The following is a 17,252-nucleotide window of genomic DNA, read 5'->3' on the forward strand; positions in this document are numbered from 1 at the left end:
CTAGGAGACCCTCAGCCGCCGCTGCCGGACGGGACCGACTCGAACGTGTCCGGCGCGGAGAGCCAGTCCGCCCGGCCGAACGGCCAGAACAGCACGAACGCGCGCCCGACCACCGCGTCCTCGGAGATCGTCGACTTCTCGATCTCCCCGGTGGTCGTCCAGTGCTCCAGCGAGTCGCCGGACTGCGAGCGGTGGTCGCCCATCACCCAGATCCGGTCCGCGGGCACCACGATGTCGAAGTCCTGCGAGGCGGGCGGGTCCTGCACGCCGTTCTCCGAGTAGATGTACGGCTCGTCGAGCGGCGCGCCGTTCACCTGGATGCGGCCCTGGGCGTCGCAGCACTGCACGTGGTCGCCGCCGATGCCGATGATGCGCTTGATGAAGTCCTCGCCCTTGGGCGTGCTCCGCCACCCGTCCGGCGCCTCGAACACGATGATCTCGCCGCGCTGGGGGTCACGGAAGTTGTAAACGAGCTTGTTGACCAGGACCCGGTCGTAGATGTTGAGCGTGTGCTCCATGGAGGGGGACGGGATGTAGAACGTCTGGAGCACGAACGTCCGCACCAGGATGGCGACAAGCAGCGCCACACCCAGAAGAATCGGTAGTTCTTTCCAGAACGAACTGCGTGGCTTGTCGGTCTGCTCGTCGATCACGAAGGCAGCCTACGATGGCGGGCTGAGAATCGAGACCGGGAACGCGCGTTAAACGCCAGAGATGCCAACAAGGGGACAGTGAGCACGAATCCCCCTTGAGTGTCAGGCGTCGTCTCCTGTGGTTCGGAGGCCGGCGCCGCGGCCGCGGGGGGTACGTCCTTCCACGCCTCGGGCACGGGAATCCCGCTCCAGCTGTCCCGCGGCCACACGATCACGAAGGCCTGGCCGACCACGTTCTCCACCGGGACCGGGCCCTGGCAGCGCGCGTCCAGCGAGACGGACCGGTGGTCGCCCATCACGAAGATCTGACCCGCCGGGATGACGATCTCCTGGAAACGGCGGGACCGGCAGTCGGTGCCGTTGCTGACCGTGTCGTCGAGCGGCGAGTCCTCGAAGATGTACGGCTCGTCGATCGGCTGCCCGTTGACCGTGATCCGGCCCTGCTCGTCGCAGCAGGCGACCCGGTCGCCCTCGACGCCGATGACGCGCTTGATGAAGTCCTTCTCACCGGGACGGCCGTACCCGATCAGGTCGCCGATGGTGCGGCTCATCTTGGTCATGAACGTCAGGCCGGACGTGTCGTCGGTGTGCTCCGGCGCCCAGCGGTCGGTGCCGTGGAACACCACGACCTCGCCGCGCTTGGGCACGCGCACGTCGTAGACGACCTTGTTGACCAGCACCCGGTCGCCGATGAGCAGCGTGTTCTCCATCGACCCGGAGGGGATCGAGAACGCCTGCACGACGAACGTGCGGATCAGCACCGCGAGGCAGAACGCCACCACGAGCAGGATCGGCAGCTCCAGCCAGAGCGCCATCTGCTTGACCGGCTTCCGCAGCCTGCTCTCGCCGGCGTCATCGTCCCGGGAGTCACCTCCCCGGGAACGACGTGGCGGCTCCTCGGCGGCAGCCGCGCCGGAACCGGCACCCCGCCCCCGGGGAGAACCGGAGGAGGCACCTGAGCCCGGATACAGCACTACCGCCCGAGCCTCGTCCCCGCTTATCTCATCGGGGGAAGGCGTCGAGCGGTAGGGCGTAGTTTTTCGACTGTCGCCGTCGTAGCGCCCGTACGTCACAGATGCAAGCTTAGGTCGCGTTTGGCGCTACGGCTGCTCTCGGAGCGAGAGAAGGTTTACCCGTCCGGGGGACGTCAGTGGGAAACCTTCTCGCGCTTCTCCTTGATCTTCGCGGCCTTGCCACGGAGGTCACGGAGGTAGTAGAGCTTCGCCCGCCGGACGGCACCACGGGTGACGACCTCAAGCCGGTCGATCGACGGGCTGTTGAACGGGTAGGTGCGCTCGACGCCGACGCCGAAGCTCACCTTCCGGATCGTGAAGGTCTCGCGCAGGCCGGCGCCGTGGCGCCGGATGACGACCCCCTGGAAGACCTGGACACGGGAGCGGTTGCCCTCGACGACTCGCGCGTACACCTTCAGGGTGTCACCGGCGCGGAAGTCCGGGATGTCGGTCCGCTGCGACTGGGCGTCCAGTACGTCGAGCGTGTTCATCGCTGCTGCATCCTCAAGGCTCGTGGCGAATCCCCGCGCCAAGGCCAGTGGCGGCGCGAAAGAAAACTATCCGTTGCGCAGATAGGGCTGTGCCCGATCTCGGCAACCCCTCTACTCTGCCACACCGTCCTGCGGCACCGGAAATCCGGCCCCGGTCAACGTGGCGAGATCGTGCTTGTCCAGCGAGTCAAGGCTGGTTGCTGCCAGCATATCCGGTCGCTGGGCGGCCGTGCGCAGAAGGGACTGCGACCGCCGCCACTTCGCGATCTTGCCGTGGTCACCGGAGCGGAGCACGTCGGGCACCTCCCGGCCGCGCCAGACCGCCGGCTTCGTGTAGAGCGGCGCTTCCAGCAGGCCGTTCGCGTGCGACTCCTCGGCCAGCGACTCGGCGTTGCCGAGCACGCCGGGCAGCAGCCGCACGACCGCCTCCAGCATGACCAGCACCGCGACCTCGCCGCCGAACAGCACGTAGTCGCCGAGCGAGACCTCGCGTACCCGCATCCGGGCCGAGGCCTCCTCCAGCACGCGCTGGTCGATCCCCTCGTACCGCCCGCAGGCGAACAGCAACCGCTGCTCCCCCGCGAGCGAGTGCGCCAGCGCCTGGTCGAAGCGCGGCCCGGCCGGCGTCGGCACGATCAACACCGGAGCCAGATCCAGATCACCATCAGCCGGGGGTACGGGGAGGAGCGTGTCGAACGCCTCACCCCACGGCTCCGGCCGCATGACCATGCCCGGCCCGCCGCCGTAGGGCGTGTCGTCCACGGTCCGGTGCACGTCGTGCGTCCAGGTCCGCAGGTCGTGCACGGCCAGGTCGAGGACCCCGGTGGCACGCGCCTTCCCGATCAGGGAGAGCTCCAGCGGGGCGAAGTAGTCGGGGAAGATGGTCAGGACGTCGACGCGCATCTACAGATCCAGCAGGCCTTCCGGCGGATCGATGACGACTCGACCGCCCTTCACGTCGACCTCGGTGACGATCTGCCGGACGAACGGCACCAGCGCGGTCCCGCCCTGCGCCCGCTTCAGCACGAGCAGGTCGGACGCGGCGGCGTGATCGATCCGCAGCACCTCGCCGACCTTGGTGCCGGTGGTGTCGACAACGGTGAGCCCGCGCAGCTCGTGGTCGTGGAACTCGTCCGGGTCGTCGAGCGGCGCCACCGTGTCGCTGTCGACACAGAGCAGCACGCCCTGCAGCGCCTCGGCCACGTCCCGCCCGAGAATGCCCTCGAACGTGATGAGCAGCTTGTCCTGATGCGGGCGGATGGTCTCGATGACCAGAGTCTTCGGAATGACGAAACGCACGGTGCCGGCCGGGGCGACGGCGTCCGCCGGAGCGGTGCGGACCTTCGAGGAGATCTCGGTGGTCAGCACCGCCCCGGGAACGAAACGCGCCTCGGGCTCGTCCGTACGCACGTGCACGGCGACCTCGCCGTGCACGCCGTGCGCGCGGGCGATGTGCCCGATGATGAGGAGCATCGACTCAGTACGCGTCGACTATGTCGACTCGCACGCCACGCCCGCCGATCGACCCGATCACGGTGCGCAGCGCCTTGGCCGTGCGACCGCCACGCCCGATGACCGTTCCCAGGTCCTCGGGGTGGACGCGCACTTCCAGCCGCTTGCCGCGGCGCGAGTCGACGAGCCGGACGCGCACGTCGTCCGGGTGGTCGACGATGCCTTTGACGAGGTGCTCCAGCGCTGGCCGGAGCGCCCCGTCAGCTCGCGTCGCCGGCGCCCGCACCAGCGGGCTCCTCGGTCTTGGCGGCCTCAGCCTTGGCCTCGGTCTTGGCCTCTGCCTTCGGCTCGGCCTTCTTGGCGGACTTCGACGGGGTCACACCGGCGGCAGCCTGCGCCTCGGCGTCGTAGACGGCCTTGCGGTCCGCCTTCGGCTCCGCGACGAGGAGCGGCGGCGGGGCCGGCAGGCCCTTGAACTTCTGCCAGTCGCCGGTCTTCTCCAGGATGCGCTGCACGGCCTCGGACGGCTGCGCGCCGACCGACAGCCAGTGCTGCACCCGGTCAGACTTGACCTCGATGACCGAAGGGTGCTCCTTCGGCTGGTAGATGCCCACGTACTCGATGGCCCGGCCGTCGCGCTTGGTCCGCGAGTCGGCCACGACGATGCGGTACTGGGGGTTGCGGATCTTGCCCATCCGCAGGAGCCGGATCTTTACGGCCACTGTCTGTTCGCTCCTGTTGCGATCTACACCGGTCGAATCGACGACCGGCGCGCGGGTGAGCAGGCGGGCTCCCACGTGGGGCATGGGATCCGATGCTTCGGGGTTGGCGCCGCGTTCGCAGTTAGAGGGCAACAAACGCGTGCCGGATGCCAGCTCACCATTGTGCCAGATCAGGGGCCGCCGGATGAAACGACCCCGGAAGACTCCCCATTTATGCTCTTATCTCTCCAGAACCGGACGATCCCACCCGGGCAGTGGCGCGCCGGGCACCCACGACGGGTCCGGCACGAAGTCGGCCCAGGTGCCGTCGAACGGGAACTCACCGGCCTCTACCTGCGCGATCACGCGCTTGCCCTCGGCCCACACCGCCTCCGCGTCCGGCACCCAGTAGTGGTCCGGGAACGCGAGGCGCTCGGCGAACTCGTCCTCGTCCTTCCAGTGCCAGGTGCGGTCGCGGCGTACCACGATGTCCAGATCCTGGTCGACCATGTCCACACCGGCCACGGCACCGTCGTCCCAGCGGATCGCCGGGTCCTCCAGGTTGACGTACCAGTTGGTGAAATTCCCGTCGTCGTCACGGAACCACCAGACCGAGTGCGCGGCGCCGACCGGCATGAACTTGAGCACGCCCGGCCCCTGCCAGAGCTCGCGCGCCAGCCGGTAGTCCAGGCCGACCCACTCGCTGAACGGCATCGCGCGCATGCCGCGGCCGTCCGCCGCGATCTCGTTGACCACCTCGGTGCCGCGGTCCAGCCAGACCAGCAGCCCACGGTCGTCGTCGCTCACCACCCGCACCGGGCGTACCCAGCCGATCCGGTGATGACGAACGTTCCGGTGCATTATCAGTTGGCCGCGCGCGAATCCCACGGTCAGCCAGGTTAACCGCCGCCGGTGACCGCGCCATGACAACGCGGCCACCACCCGGGAGTGAATCTCAATAGGATCTGCCCAGCACCGCGACCAGGTCGGGCTCGTTCTGCGAGTCCGGTGGCGTGCCGTCCGCGCGGATCAGGCAGCGCACCGTCACCGCCGACCTGTTCGCCTCCGCCTCGCCCTCGACGCCCACCGCGGACCAGGGCAGACGCGCCCAGCCGGTGGCCGCGGCCTCCAGCGCCTCGCCCAGCGTCCTGACCTCGTGCGTGTTCGCCTCGCGGTGGGCCAGCGCCTGGTCGTGGAGCGCCTGCTGATCGGCCGTGAGCGCCGCGGTCACGGCCTCGACCACGCCGGCCAGCGGCACGCTCGTCTTGCTGCCGTCGAACCGGCGGGCCACCGTGACATTCCCGGCGGCGAGATCCCGCGGGCCCACCTCGACGCGGATCGGGTAGCCCTTCAGCTCCGCGTCCACCGCGCGGCGCCCGAACGGCGTGTCCACCCGGTCGTCGAAGCCGACCCGTACCCCCGCGGCCTTGAGCTCGTCACGCAGCCCGGTGGCGGCCTCGGCCACGCCGTCGCCACCCTTGACGATCATCACGTGCGCCTGGATCGGGGCCAGCGCGGGCGGCACCCGCAGCCCGCTGTCGTCGCCGTGGCACATGATCAGGCCGCCGACCATGCGCGTCGAGGTGCCCCACGACGTGGTCCAGGCGTGCTCGCGCGCGCCGCTCTGCGACGAGAACGCGATGTCGAACGCCTTCGCGAAGTTCTGCCCCAGCTCGTGCGACGTGCCCATCTGCAGCGCCTTGCCGTCGCCCATCATGCCCTCGAGGCAGAACGTGCTGGTCGCGCCCGCGAACCGTTCCCGGTCCGTCTTGCGCCCCACCAGCACCGGCATGGCGAGCACGCGGACCATCAGGTCCTCGTAGGCCTCGTGCAGGATCTTCTTGGCGTAGGCCCGCGCGTCGTCCTCGGTCGCGTGCGCGGTGTGCCCCTCCTGCCAGAGGAACTCACTCGTGCGCAGGAACACCCGTGGCCGCATTTCCCACCGGACCACGTTCGCCCACTGGTTGAGCAGCAGCGGCAGGTCCCGGTAGGAGTCGATCCACTTCGCCATGAACTCGCCGATCACGGTCTCGCTGGTCGGCCGCACCACGACCGGCTCCGCGAGCTGCTTGCCACCACCGTGCGTGACGACCGCCAGCTCCGGCGAGAACCCCTCGACGTGCTCCGCCTCCCGCGTCAGGTAGCTCTCCGGGATGAACAGCGGGAAATACGCGTTCTCCGCGCCCGCGTCCTTGATCCGCGCATCCATCTCGGACTGGATCCGCTCCCAGACCGCATACGCCGTCGGCCGGATCACCATCGTCCCGCGCACCGGCCCGTTGTCGGCCAGCTGCGCCTTGGCGATCAGATCCTGGTACCAGCGGGGAAAATCCTCCGCACGGGGTGTGAGCACACGAGCCATAGCCGCACATCCTAGGCCGCGCGCCCTGCCCGCTCCCGCCCGACAGGCACCCCTTCAGAAACCAAAGATCAACTTCATCTTCCCGCTTCCGGCGTGGTCCAGCCCGCATGCTCCCGCGGGCAAACCTCCGGCGGGCTCCACCTCCGCTTCGCTCCGTTACGCACGCCGACTCGGAGCCGGTTCCGCCGCTGGTCCCGGAACCCCGCGACTCCCGCCGCCGGTCACCTCTCCGTCGCGCCCCGGCTCTCAGCGCTCCGTCGATGATCGGGTGCCCGCCGGGCGGGAGGTCGTCGCGAAGGTCATCGAGGCGACGGGGCACACGCGGCTGGATCGGGAGATCCTGCCGGCGGCGCATCTGCCCGACGGTCTCACCGCGCCCCTGCCGGGCAGGGGGTGCATCGGGTGGACGGTCGCGACATTCGTCATGCCCGCTGTGCCCGCGTTCCGGGCACGACTCCCGGGATGGGTCCGCCCGGCGTCGACGCCGCCACCGCGCGCACGCCGGCCGTGCAGGCGGTGTGCGCGCCCGGCGAACTGCACGGCTGGATGCCGGCGCCGCGCCTGCGCGCGCTGGAGGAGGTCGTCACGCGGCGCGGCTGGTGGCGGTGACGCGCGGAGGCGTACCCACGAGGTGGTTAGAGGTTGTTTCTGAAGTTATTGACAGTCCACACTGGGAATTGTTAGAACTCATAACCACAGCAACAACCGCTCGAACCGAAGGGTTTCGCCATGAACGGAATTCGTGTCGCCGCCGCCGTCACCGCGGGTGTCGCGCTCGCCGCGGCCGTGATCTCGCCGGTCAGCGCCACCGGGCCGCGGAACAGCTGCCGCGGGCAGGGCGTCGATCGGACGGCGCTGATCCGGTACGAGACCGAGGCCGTGATCGACGCGTCGCTGAGCACGATCTGGCGGCTGCAGACCGACGTGGAGCGCTGGCCGGAGTGGCAGGCGCCGGTGCTGACCAGCGAGCGCCTCGACCACGGGCCGGTCCGCAAGGGGTCGAGCTGGCGGTGGACCACGCCCGCGCCGGCCACGCCGTCGACGCCGGAGACCACGCTGAGCATCACGTCCACGGTCCAGCAGGCGCAACGGAACGTGTGCATCCTGTGGCGCGGGCCCGCGGTCGGCGAAGGGCTGACCATCGACGAGGGCGTGCACCTGTGGACGTTCACCGAGGTCCGTGGCGGGGTGCGCGTGCACACGGTGGAGACCTGGACCGGCGACCAGGTCGAGGCCGCGGTGCCGCTCGCCACGGAGGCGCTCGGTGACGGGCTGGAGCAGTGGCTGACCGACCTGGAGGCCGCGGCAGAGGCGCGCTGACCCGCTGGTTCAGCGCAGGACGCGGCCCTTGAGGACGATCCGGCGGGGCGTGCGCACCACGCTGAGGTCGCGGCGCGGATCGGTCTCGTAGACCACCAGGTCCGCGAGGCCGCCCTCGACCAGGCCGGGCAGGCCGAGCCAGGCCCTCGCCCCCCAGGACGCGGCGGACAGCACCGCCTCGGCCGGCATCCCGGCACGCGTGTGCAGCAACATCATCTCCTCGGCGGCCTCGCCGTGCGCGATCCCGCCGCCCGCGTCCGTGCCGACGTAGATCGGCACGCCGGCCTCGTAGGCGGCGCGGACCACCTCGGCGTTGCGATCGCGCAGCGCGCGCATGTGCGCGGCGTACCCCGGGAATTTCGGCTCCGCCTGCGCCGCGATGTCGCCGAACGTCAAAATATTGATCATCGTGGGTACGAACGCGGTGCCGCGCCGGGCCATCTCGTCGATCAGATCCAGGCTGAGCCCGGTACCGTGCTCGACCGAGTCCACCCCGGCCCGCACCATGATCTCCACGCCCTCCTCGGAGAACGCGTGCACGGCCGCCCGCGCACCGGCCGCGTGCGCCGCCTCGACCGCGGCGGTCAGCGCGGCCGCGTCCCAGGAGGGCGTGAGGTCGCCGGCGTCCCGGTCGATCCAGTCGCCGACCAGCTTGACCCAGCCGTTACCGGCCTTGGCCTGCGCGCTGACGGTGGCCGGCAGGTCCGCGGCGTCGGTCTCGGCAGCGATGCCGCGCAGGTAGCGACGCGGCGCCGCGATGTGCTGACCGGCCCTGATCAGGCGCGGCATCTCCGGGTCGTCGTCGAGCTCCGCGTACGGCAGCGGCGAGCCCGCGTCCCGGATCGCCAGTACGCCGGTGTCCCGGTCCTTGATCGCCAGCTCCCGGGCCAGCTCCAGCGTCTCGACCGGCCCGCCGCCGGGCGCGATCCCCGGGTGACAGTGCGCGTCGACCAGCCCCGGCAGCACGAACCCGCCGTCCACGATCGTCTCCGCACCCACCTGCGGCTCAAAGGTGACCCGATCCCCCACCAGCCACAGATCCCGCACCTCATCGTCGGGCAGCAGCACAGCACGCACATGCAAGACCATGTGCTCAGTCTTCCCGACGGCGGCGCTCCTCGGGCGAGCCGATCGCCTTGTTGCGCTTAGCGGTGAACGCCGGGAGGTCGACGGTGATCAGCCACGGACGCTCCGCGACGAAGAGTTCCTCGGTCTCGGTCTCGATCCGGTAGGAGTCACCGGCCAGCACATGCTCTGTCAGCGAGATATGGTCACCGCGCGGGTCGATCACCCAGTAGTACGGCACCCCGGCGCGGGCGAAGAGCACGGCCTTGTCACGCCGGTCCCGGGTCCGGGACTCCGGCGAGATGACCTCCGCCACGAGGGGAACCTTCTCGATCGGCGCCGGGCTCACACCGGCGTTCTTCCCCAGGATGACCCCGACGTCGGGCCGGGGCTCGTTCCCGTCATCGACCGCGAGGGAGGTCTCCGTCACGACCATCAGATCGGGCGGACACCCCACGTCCAGCGCATTCGCTATCTGGCGATGGATCCAGCTATGAAAGCCAACCGGCGAGGGCAACTCAATCAGCCTCCTGTTGATCAGCTCGTACCGAAAGTCCGGCGGGAGCCTGGTCAGGTCGCTGACCGTCCACTCGCCCTCGTCGGGAAGGCCCGGCATCGCTGTCATCGGCCCTCCCCTTCCATCGGCATGTCCATCAAGGACGCCATCAACATAATCGACGTAGTCGACATCCGCTGCCCCACAACACCCCTAACGAGTGACCACCGTTCCGTCATCAATCCTCCGGCAGCCCGGACAGCTCGATGCAGCGATCCATCAACGCCGGGAGATCGAGCGTCACCTTCCACGGCACATCGGTGACGAAGACGCCGTCGGTCTCCGTCGTTATGCGGTGGATGTCACCGACCAGCGTCCGCTCGGTGAGAATGAGCCGGTCACGATCACGGCGGATCACCCAGTAGGCCCGGACGCCCGCGCGGGCGTAGAGCTTGACCTTGTCCCGCTGATCGCGAGTGGCCGAGCTGGGCGAGACCACCTCCACCACCACGAGGGCATCCTCGATCGGCAGCGGACTGCGCCAGCCACGGGCGGGATCCACCACCAGAATGTCCGGTCGCGGCTCGTTCCGGCTGTCCACTTTCAGCGAGAGATCGAGGGCCGGGTGGCGGTCGGGCGGGCAATTCTGTTCGAGAGCCCTGTAGGTCTCGACACAGATCTTCTGGTGGACGAATGTCGGGGACGACAAGATGATCAACCTTCCGTTGATCAGCTCGTACCGAAGATCCGGCGGAAGTTGCGCCAGATCGTCGACCGTCCATTCGTCCCGTTCGGGCAGGATGGGCGCCAAGGTCATCGCTCTCCTCCTTCGAAGAAGTCGGTACACCTGAGGGGATGCCACCAACTTAATCGACTATGGCGCGTCTTCGCTGCCCCGCGTGCCCGAACGGGTGAGTCGAGGAATCAGTCCTCGTCGTCGCGCTTCTTGTTGGGCTTGTTGAGCTTGTTGAAGTCGATGTTGGGGAGCTTGAAACCGGGCATCCCGCCCCCGCCCAGCGCATTCGGGTCCATGCCCGGCGGGAGCTGCGGCATGCCGCCCATCCCGGGGAAACCGCCGGGCAGGCCGCCCGGCATCCCGCCGGTGCGCGGACGGTTGTTGCCGCCCTTCGTACCCTTGCGCTTGTTCTTCGGGGATTTGGTGGCCTTGCGGCGGTTGCCGCCACCGGGCAGGCCCATCATGCCGCCCATCTGCTTCATCATCTTCTGCGCGTCGGCGAAGCGGTTGAGCAGCTGATTCACGTCCATGACCTGGACACCCGCGCCGTTCGCGATGCGCGCGCGCCGGGAGCCGTTCAGGATCTTCGGGTTGGTGCGCTCGGCCGGCGTCATCGAGCGGATGATCGCGGTGACCCGGTCGAAGTGCTTGTCGTCGAGCTCGGACAGCTGGTCCTTCATCTGCCCCATGCCGGGCATCATGGACAACACGTTCGCGATCGGGCCCATCCGGCGGACGGCGACCAGCTGGTCCAGGAAGTCCTCCAGCGTGAACTGCTCGCCACCGAGCAGCTTCGCCGTCATCTTCTCCTTCTGATCCTCGTCGAACGCGGCCTCGGCCTGCTCGATGAGGGTCAGCACGTCGCCCATGCCGAGGATGCGGCTGGCCATCCGGTCCGGGTGGAAGACGTCGAAGTCCTCCATCTTCTCGCCGGTGGACGCGAAGAGGATCGGCTGGCCGGTCACGTGCCGGACGGAGAGCGCGGCACCACCGCGGGCGTCGCCGTCGAGCTTGGAGAGGACCACGCCGGTGATGCCGACGCCGTCGCGGAACGCCTCGGCGGTACGCACCGCGTCCTGGCCGACCATGGCGTCGATGACGAAGATGACCTCGTCCGGGTCGACGGCGTCGCGGATGCCGGCGGCCTGCGCCATCATCTCCTCGTCGATGCCGAGACGACCGGCGGTGTCGACGATGACGATGTCGCGGGCCTGGCGCTTGGCGTGCTCGATGGAGGCGCGCGCGACCTGGATCGGGTCGCCCTCGCCGTTGCCGGGGGAGGGCGCGTAGACCTCGACGCCCGCGCGCTCGCCGAGCACCTGGAGCTGGTTGACCGCGTTGGGCCGCTGGAGGTCGGCGGCGACGAGCAGCGGCTGGTGGCCCTGGTTCTTGAGCCAGCGGGCGAGCTTGCCGGCGAGCGTGGTCTTACCGGCACCCTGGAGGCCGGCCAGCATGATCACGGTCGGCGGGTTCTTCGCGAACTGGAGGCGCCGGCCCTCGCCGCCGAGGACGCCGATCAGCTCCTCGTGCACGATCTTGATGACCTGCTGCGCCGGGTTGAGCGCGTCGGAGACGATCGCGCCGCGCGCGCGCTCCTTGAGCGTGTGGATGAACGCCTTGACCACCGGCAGCGCGACATCCGCCTCCAGCAGCGCGAGACGGATCTCGCGGGCGGTGGCGTCGATGTCGGCGTCGGCGAGCTTGCCCTTGCCGCGGAGCTTGCCGAAGATCCCGGAGAGGCGGTCACTCAAGGTGTCAAACACTGCTCAACATCCCATTTCTGCTCAAGACGCACGGCACAGAAAGGCCCGTCTAAGCGTAGCCGCTATGTCAGGCGTGGGCAGCGGCCGCCAGCACCGCAGCCTCGACCTTCTCCCGGCCGGCCTCGTCGAAACCGTCGCCGACCAGGTAGAACGCGTCCACGACGTCGCCTCCGAGCGTGGAGATCCGCGCGGCGCGCACCGAGGCGCCGGCGTCCTCGAGCGCGGACGCCAGCCGGTAGAGCAGCCCGGAGGAGTCCGCCGCACGCACCTCCAGCACCACCGCGTCCGTGGCCACCTCGCGGTGCCAGACGACCTTGGGAGCCGCGCCGGTACGCGTCTGGACCGCGCGCCCCCGCAGGCGCTGGGTCACGGACACGTCGCCGTTGAGCACGCGCCGCAGGTCCGCGGTGAGCGCGATCGGGTCGGCCGGCGTGCCGTAGCGGGGCTGCACGCGCACCTCCAGCATCGCCCGCTCGCCCACGGTGGTCACGTCCGCGGAGATGACGTCCAGCCGGTGCATGGAGAGGCAGCCGGCCACGGCCGCGAGCAGTCCGCGCCGGTCCGCCGCCGCGACCGCGACCCGGTCGCCGTCCAGGTGCACCGCGGGCAGCGGCGCGTCCAGCAGCGCCGGGTCCGGTGAGGCGAGCCGGGGCAGCGCGCCGGTGTCCAGCGCCGTGTGCACGCGTCCGACCAGCTCTCGTATGAGGCGGCCCTTCCAGTCCGACCAGGCGGCCGGCCCGGTGGCGGTGGCGTCCGCGCGGGCGAGCGCGTGCAGCAGGTCGAGCGTGAGCGGGTCGCCGACCGCGTCCGCGACGCGCCGGATGGTGACCGGGTCGCTGAGGTCGCGGCGGGTGGCCACCTCGGGCAGCAGCAGGTGCAGCCGGACCAGCCGGGCGATCGTCTCCACCTCGTCCGGCGGATATCCGATGCGCTCCGCGATGGCGGCCGCGATCGGCGCGCCGACCGTGCTGTGGTCGCCGGGCAGGCCCTTGCCGACGTCGTGCAGGAACGCGGCGAGCAGCAGCAGGTCCGGCCGGTCGACCTCGCGGGCGAACGCGGTGGCCTCGGACGCGGCCTGCACCAGGTGCCGGTCGAGCGTGTAACGGTGCACCGCGTTGTGCTGGGGCAGGCTGCGCATGCGGGCCCACTCCGGCAGCCAGCCGTCGACCAGGCCGTACCGGTCGCAGGTCTCCCAGGTGGCGGGCAGTCCGGGGCCGGCGCCGAGCAGCGTGATCAGCGCGGACCGGGCCGCCTCGGGCCAGGGCGCGGGCAGCGGCGGGCAGTACGTGGCCAGCCACTCGCAGGTGGCGCGCGCGATGGGCAGCTGCGCGACCGCGGCGGCCGCGGCGACGCGGAGCGAGAGGCTGGGGTCGGGGCGCGGGCCGATCGCGGTCCGTGCCAGCACGAGTTCGCCGTCGTGCTCGACCACGTCGCGGGCGACCGGGCGGCGGACCGGTGCGCCGGCGCCGAGCGGCCGCCGGCGTCCGCCGCGCAGGCGTTCCGCGGCGCGCCAGGCGTCGTCGACCGCGTGCGCGATGGTGCGCGCGTCGCCGGACACGCGGCGCAGCAGCGCGTCGCCGTCGTCCAGCCCGACCGCGTAGGCGACGGACCGGCGTTCCTGGGCGACGAGCCGGTCGACGCGGCGGCCGACCGCGAGGTGCAGCGCGTCGCGGACGTCGAGCAGGCGCAGGTTGGCGGCGCGGACCGCGGGGCGCATGGTGTCGGCGATCCCGGCCCGGCCCATGCCGCGCAGGATGGTGACGTCGCGCAGGCCGCCGGCCGCCTCCTTGACGTCGCCCTCCAGCAGGAACGCCAGCTCGCCGTGCGCCTTCCAGCGGGTCCGGGTGACGTCGCGCAGCGCGTCCAGGCTGCGGACCGCGGTGCGCCGCCACTGGTCGGCCGACTCGCCGATCAGGCGCGCGGAGAGCGCGCGGTCGCCGGCCACGTGTCGCGCGTCCAGCAGTCCGAGCGCGGCCTTCACGTCCTCGGCCGCCACGGACAGAGCTTCGTCGACGGTACGGACGGAGTGGTCAAGTTTGAGCTTCGCGTCCCAGATCGGGTACCAGATCTGGGAGGCCAGCTCGTCCACGCCGACCACGCCGGTGTGCACGAGCACCAGGTCCAGGTCGCTGAACGGCGCGACCTCGCGGCGGCCGAGCCCGCCCACCGCGATGAGGGAGACGCCCGGCACCGCAGCCGGGAAGAGCGTGGCCAGCCAGGTGTCGAACGCCGCCGCACGCGACGAGCGTGCGGCGGCGCCGATCTGTTCCATATTCGTGATTACAGCGCGTCGAGGCCGCGCTCGCCGGTCCGGACCCGGATGACGTCGTCGACGGTGGTCACCCAGACCTTGCCGTCGCCGATCTTCCCGGTACGGGCGGCGGTGACGACCGCGTCGACGACCTTCTCGACGTCGATCTCGTCGGTCAGCACCTCGACCCGGATCTTGGGCAGGAACTCCACCGTGTACTCCGCACCGCGGTAGACCTCGGTGTGCCCCTTCTGCCGGCCATAGCCCTGCACCTCGCTCACGGTGAGCCCGGCGACGCCGAGGGCGTGCAGGGCCTCCTTCACCGCGTCGAGCTGGTACGGCTTGATGACCGCGGTCACCAGCTTCATGCTCAGTCCCTCCATCGTGGCAACTTAACCGGCGACCTTTTCGCTGACCGGGGTGGACTCGCCGTCGGACTGGGCCGGCGTGCTGCCGGACGGGGCGATGCCCGCCATGGCGAACGCGCCGCCGCCGGTCGGGGCGGAGAAGTCGTACGCGCTCTCCGCGTGCTCGGTCTGGTCGACACCCTGCGACTCGGCCTCGGCCGTGACGGTCATGCCGATCGTCTTGTCGATCGCGAAGCCCAGGATGATCGAGACGACCAGCGAGTAGGCGAGCACCGCGAACGCCGCGATGGCCTGCTTGCCGAGCTGTCCCGCGCCGCCGCCGTAGAACAGGCCCTGCGGGCCCGCCTCGCCGTAGAACTTCTGGGTGGCGATGAGGCCGATGGACAGCGCGCCGATCAGGCCGCCGACCATGTGCACGCCGACCACGTCGAGCGAGTCGTCGAAGCCGAGCTTGTACTTCAGGCCGACCGCCAGCGCGCAGATCGCACCGGTGACGATGCCCAGGCCGATCGCGCCGATCGGCTCGACGAAGGCACAGGCGGGGGTGATGGCGACCAGGCCGGCGATCGCGCCGGAGGACGCGCCGAGCAGCGTGGGCTTGCCGTCGCGGAGCCACTCCACGACCAGCCAGCCGATGATCGCGGCGGCGGTGGCGACCTGGGTGTTCAGGAACGCGACACCGGCGATCGCGTCGGCCGCGCCCTCGGAGCCGGCGTTGAAGCCGAACCAGCCGAACCAGAGCAGGCCGGCGCCGAGCGCCACGGTCGGCACGTTGTGCGGCTTGTACGCGCCGGACGGCCAGCCGTTGCGCTTGCGCAGGATGATCGCGAGGCCGAGGGCCGCCGCACCCGCGTTGATGTGGACCGCGGTGCCACCGGCGAAGTCGAAGGCGCCCAGCTCGAAGATCCAGCCGCCGCCCCAGACCCAGTTGGCGACCGGGAAGTAGACGATCGTGGCCCACAGGACCGCGTAGATGATCCAGCCGGCGAACTTGCCGCGGTCGGCGAGCACGCCGCTGATCAGCGCGACCGTGATGATCGCGAACATCATCTGGAAGACCGCGAAGACGAACGTGGGGACCGGAACGAGCTCCGACCACGCGCCGGTGAGGTCCTGCGTCATGAACGCGTACTGCGTGATGTCGCCGAAGAAGCCGTTCGTCTTACCGAACGCGAGTGAGAAGCCGTAGAAGACCCAGAGCAGGGACACGATGCCGATGGAGCTGAAGCTCATCATCATCATGTTCAGGATGCCCTTGGACTTGGTCATGCCACCGTAGAAGAGGGCAAGCCCCGGCGTCATGAGCAGGACAAGAGCGGATGAAACAAGCAACCAGGCGGTGTGCCCGGAATCGAGTTCGACCGGCACGCTGCCTCCTCTCGGTTTGAATTCCTCCCTCCCGGTGGCAAGGCAGCATCGCCCCGTCGCCGGTTGGACGAGAGCTTCACGGGCCGCTGTTTCGCGCTGGGTCTCCGGACCGTTTCCTGAGAGTCACGCGTTGTTTCCAACGTGTGAAGAACTTCTCACCACCCCAGGAACGGATGGTGGCATATCACCCGAACAGGCAGGTGATCGTCACCGTACGGTCAACGACTATCGCAGAGTGTACTCAAGTGCGTTCCGCTCGTAGTCGAGCAAGCGCAAATCGCGCATCGGGCGGCGCAGGTGCCCCTTCTGCACGATGGTCACGAACGCGGGGTCACCGGCCGCGGCCATCCGCCGGATGCCCTCGACGTGGTCGACGATCCGCTTGCGGATGGTGCGGACCAGGCGGTGCCGGTCGCGCGGGATCAGCCCGTACGCGTCCGCGAACAGCCGCAGCCGCCGCGGCCGGTTCGGCCGCTTCCAGCCCAGCGTCTGCGAGTCACGGTCGGAGAAGAGCGGCACCCAGGTCCACGCCGCGTACGCCACGTCGTAGATCCGCGCGCCGGGCGAGGCCAGGTCGAAGTCGATCAGCGCGAGCGTGCCGTCCGGCCGCCAGATCACGTTGTGCGGCGCCGCGTCGTGGTGACAGATCACCTCGGTGTCCGGCGGCGGCGGCCCGAACGAGCGCCACACCGCGCCCGGCGGCGGCTGGAAGCCGTACTGCGCGTCGTGGAACATCCGCAGCATGGTCGCGACCGTGACCAGCGCCTCGTCCGTGACCCAGTGCTCGGCCAGCGGGTACTCCCCGCACTCGCCCTCAAGGTACGACAGCACCTCGCGCTTCTTCTCGTCTATGCCCAGCGCGCGCGGCGAGCCGCTGAACCCGACATATTCCAGGTGGCGCAGCAGCGCGTGCACGGACGGCGTCCACGGGCCCGCGTTGCGGCGCACGGTGTCGCCCACGCGGTGCACGGTGCTGACGTTGCCGCCGCGCAGCGGCACCTCCTCGTACCCCGGCTCGGGGTGCAGCTGCGGCACCGGCTGTGGCCGGACCGGCTGCTGAGGCTGCTGCGGCGGGTACTGGTGCACCGGCGGGGGCTGGTGCGGCGGCTGGTGCTGGGGCGGCGGCGCCTGGTGGTACGCGGGCGGCGGCTGCTGCGGGGGCTGGGAGTGCTGCGGCGCGTAGGGCTGCCCGCCCCCGCCCGGCGGCGGCCAC

Annotated in this window: 18 protein-coding genes and 1 pseudogene; 2 read left to right on the forward strand and 17 right to left on the reverse strand. The window is 70.2% G+C overall.

Annotated features, from left to right (window positions below; all coding sequences use genetic code 11):
* Positions 1 to 11: 11 nt before the first annotated feature.
* The 9 genes from lepB (OP04_RS33120) to proS all read right to left on the reverse strand — a co-directional run bounded on the left by lepB (OP04_RS33120) (position 12) and on the right by proS (position 6,672).
* Positions 12 to 653 (reverse strand): signal peptidase I, encoded by a 642-nt coding sequence (lepB, locus tag OP04_RS33120; protein WP_033343860.1) that lies wholly within the window; start codon positions 651 to 653, stop codon positions 12 to 14.
* Positions 650 to 1,468, reverse strand: a complete 819-nt coding sequence (lepB, locus tag OP04_RS33125; protein WP_085066959.1) for a signal peptidase I — start codon at positions 1,466 to 1,468, stop codon at positions 650 to 652. Before lepB (OP04_RS33125) ends, lepB (OP04_RS33120) begins: the two co-directional genes overlap by 4 nt.
* 332 nt (positions 1,469 to 1,800) lie before the next feature.
* Entirely contained in the window at positions 1,801 to 2,157 is a 357-nt protein-coding gene (rplS, locus tag OP04_RS33130; protein WP_033343861.1) for a 50S ribosomal protein L19, read from the reverse strand.
* 111 nt (positions 2,158 to 2,268) lie between these two features.
* Positions 2,269 to 3,060 (reverse strand): tRNA (guanosine(37)-N1)-methyltransferase TrmD, encoded by a 792-nt coding sequence (gene trmD / locus OP04_RS33135; protein ID WP_033343862.1) that lies wholly within the window; start codon positions 3,058 to 3,060, stop codon positions 2,269 to 2,271.
* Positions 3,061 to 3,630 carry a ribosome maturation factor RimM gene (gene rimM / locus OP04_RS33140; protein WP_033343863.1) on the reverse strand — a complete coding sequence of 190 codons (570 nt, stop codon included), beginning with the start codon at positions 3,628 to 3,630 and terminating at the stop codon, positions 3,061 to 3,063.
* Positions 3,631 to 3,634: 4 nt separating this feature from the next.
* Positions 3,635 to 3,895, reverse strand: a complete 261-nt coding sequence (locus OP04_RS33145) for an RNA-binding protein (protein WP_033343864.1) — start codon at positions 3,893 to 3,895, stop codon at positions 3,635 to 3,637.
* Positions 3,870 to 4,331 (reverse strand): 30S ribosomal protein S16, encoded by a 462-nt coding sequence (gene rpsP, locus OP04_RS33150; RefSeq protein ID WP_033343865.1) that lies wholly within the window; start codon positions 4,329 to 4,331, stop codon positions 3,870 to 3,872. Before rpsP ends, OP04_RS33145 begins: the two co-directional genes overlap by 26 nt.
* Before the next feature lie 219 nt (positions 4,332 to 4,550).
* A complete protein-coding gene (locus OP04_RS33155; RefSeq protein ID WP_408606809.1) occupies positions 4,551 to 5,171 on the reverse strand; it encodes a DUF402 domain-containing protein in 621 nt (206 codons plus the stop codon).
* A gap of 94 nt (positions 5,172 to 5,265) precedes the next feature.
* On the reverse strand, positions 5,266 to 6,672 hold the full coding sequence (gene proS / locus OP04_RS33160) for a proline--tRNA ligase (protein ID WP_033343867.1): 1,407 nt from the start codon (positions 6,670 to 6,672) through the stop codon (positions 5,266 to 5,268).
* 462 nt (positions 6,673 to 7,134) lie between these two features.
* Between proS and OP04_RS53815 the strand changes: the two genes are divergently transcribed.
* Entirely contained in the window at positions 7,135 to 7,281 is a 147-nt protein-coding gene (locus tag OP04_RS53815; RefSeq protein ID WP_157240705.1) for a hypothetical protein, read from the forward strand.
* A 120-nt stretch (positions 7,282 to 7,401) separates the two neighbouring features.
* Positions 7,402 to 7,992: an SRPBCC family protein gene (locus tag OP04_RS33165; protein WP_033343868.1), complete on the forward strand. Its 591-nt coding sequence runs from the start codon at positions 7,402 to 7,404 to the stop codon at positions 7,990 to 7,992.
* 9 nt (positions 7,993 to 8,001) lie between these two features.
* On the opposite strand, the gene OP04_RS33170 is transcribed toward OP04_RS33165, so the two are convergent.
* The 8 genes and pseudogenes from OP04_RS33170 to OP04_RS33205 form a co-directional block, all read right to left on the reverse strand.
* Positions 8,002 to 9,081: an amidohydrolase family protein gene (locus OP04_RS33170; protein ID WP_033343869.1), complete on the reverse strand. Its 1,080-nt coding sequence runs from the start codon at positions 9,079 to 9,081 to the stop codon at positions 8,002 to 8,004.
* A gap of 4 nt (positions 9,082 to 9,085) precedes the next feature.
* The gene (locus tag OP04_RS33175) at positions 9,086 to 9,682 is read right to left on the reverse strand and encodes a Uma2 family endonuclease (RefSeq protein WP_033343870.1); all 597 of its coding nucleotides are present in this window, start codon (positions 9,680 to 9,682) and stop codon (positions 9,086 to 9,088) included.
* Between the two features lie 109 nt (positions 9,683 to 9,791).
* Complete coding sequence (locus OP04_RS33180; protein ID WP_033343871.1) at positions 9,792 to 10,370, reverse strand: Uma2 family endonuclease; 579 nt, start codon at positions 10,368 to 10,370, stop codon at positions 9,792 to 9,794.
* 107 nt (positions 10,371 to 10,477) lie between these two features.
* Positions 10,478 to 12,052 (reverse strand): signal recognition particle protein, encoded by a 1,575-nt coding sequence (gene ffh / locus OP04_RS33185; protein ID WP_033343872.1) that lies wholly within the window; start codon positions 12,050 to 12,052, stop codon positions 10,478 to 10,480.
* A 67-nt stretch (positions 12,053 to 12,119) separates the two neighbouring features.
* Positions 12,120 to 14,315, reverse strand: a pseudogene (locus OP04_RS33190) ([protein-PII] uridylyltransferase); the annotation flags it as partial.
* 17 nt (positions 14,316 to 14,332) lie between these two features.
* Positions 14,333 to 14,671, reverse strand: coding sequence for a P-II family nitrogen regulator (locus OP04_RS33195; protein WP_033343873.1), 339 nt, complete (start codon positions 14,669 to 14,671; stop codon positions 14,333 to 14,335).
* 24 nt (positions 14,672 to 14,695) lie between these two features.
* Positions 14,696 to 16,039, reverse strand: a complete 1,344-nt coding sequence (locus tag OP04_RS33200) for an ammonium transporter (RefSeq protein ID WP_033343874.1) — start codon at positions 16,037 to 16,039, stop codon at positions 14,696 to 14,698.
* A gap of 225 nt (positions 16,040 to 16,264) precedes the next feature.
* Positions 16,265 to 17,074, reverse strand: a complete 810-nt coding sequence (locus OP04_RS33205) for a phosphotransferase (protein ID WP_232323834.1) — start codon at positions 17,072 to 17,074, stop codon at positions 16,265 to 16,267.
* Between the last annotated feature and the right edge of the window lie 178 nt (positions 17,075 to 17,252).

Source organism: Catenuloplanes japonicus (assembly GCF_000717135.1).
Lineage (GTDB): Bacteria > Actinomycetota > Actinomycetes > Mycobacteriales > Micromonosporaceae > Catenuloplanes > Catenuloplanes japonicus.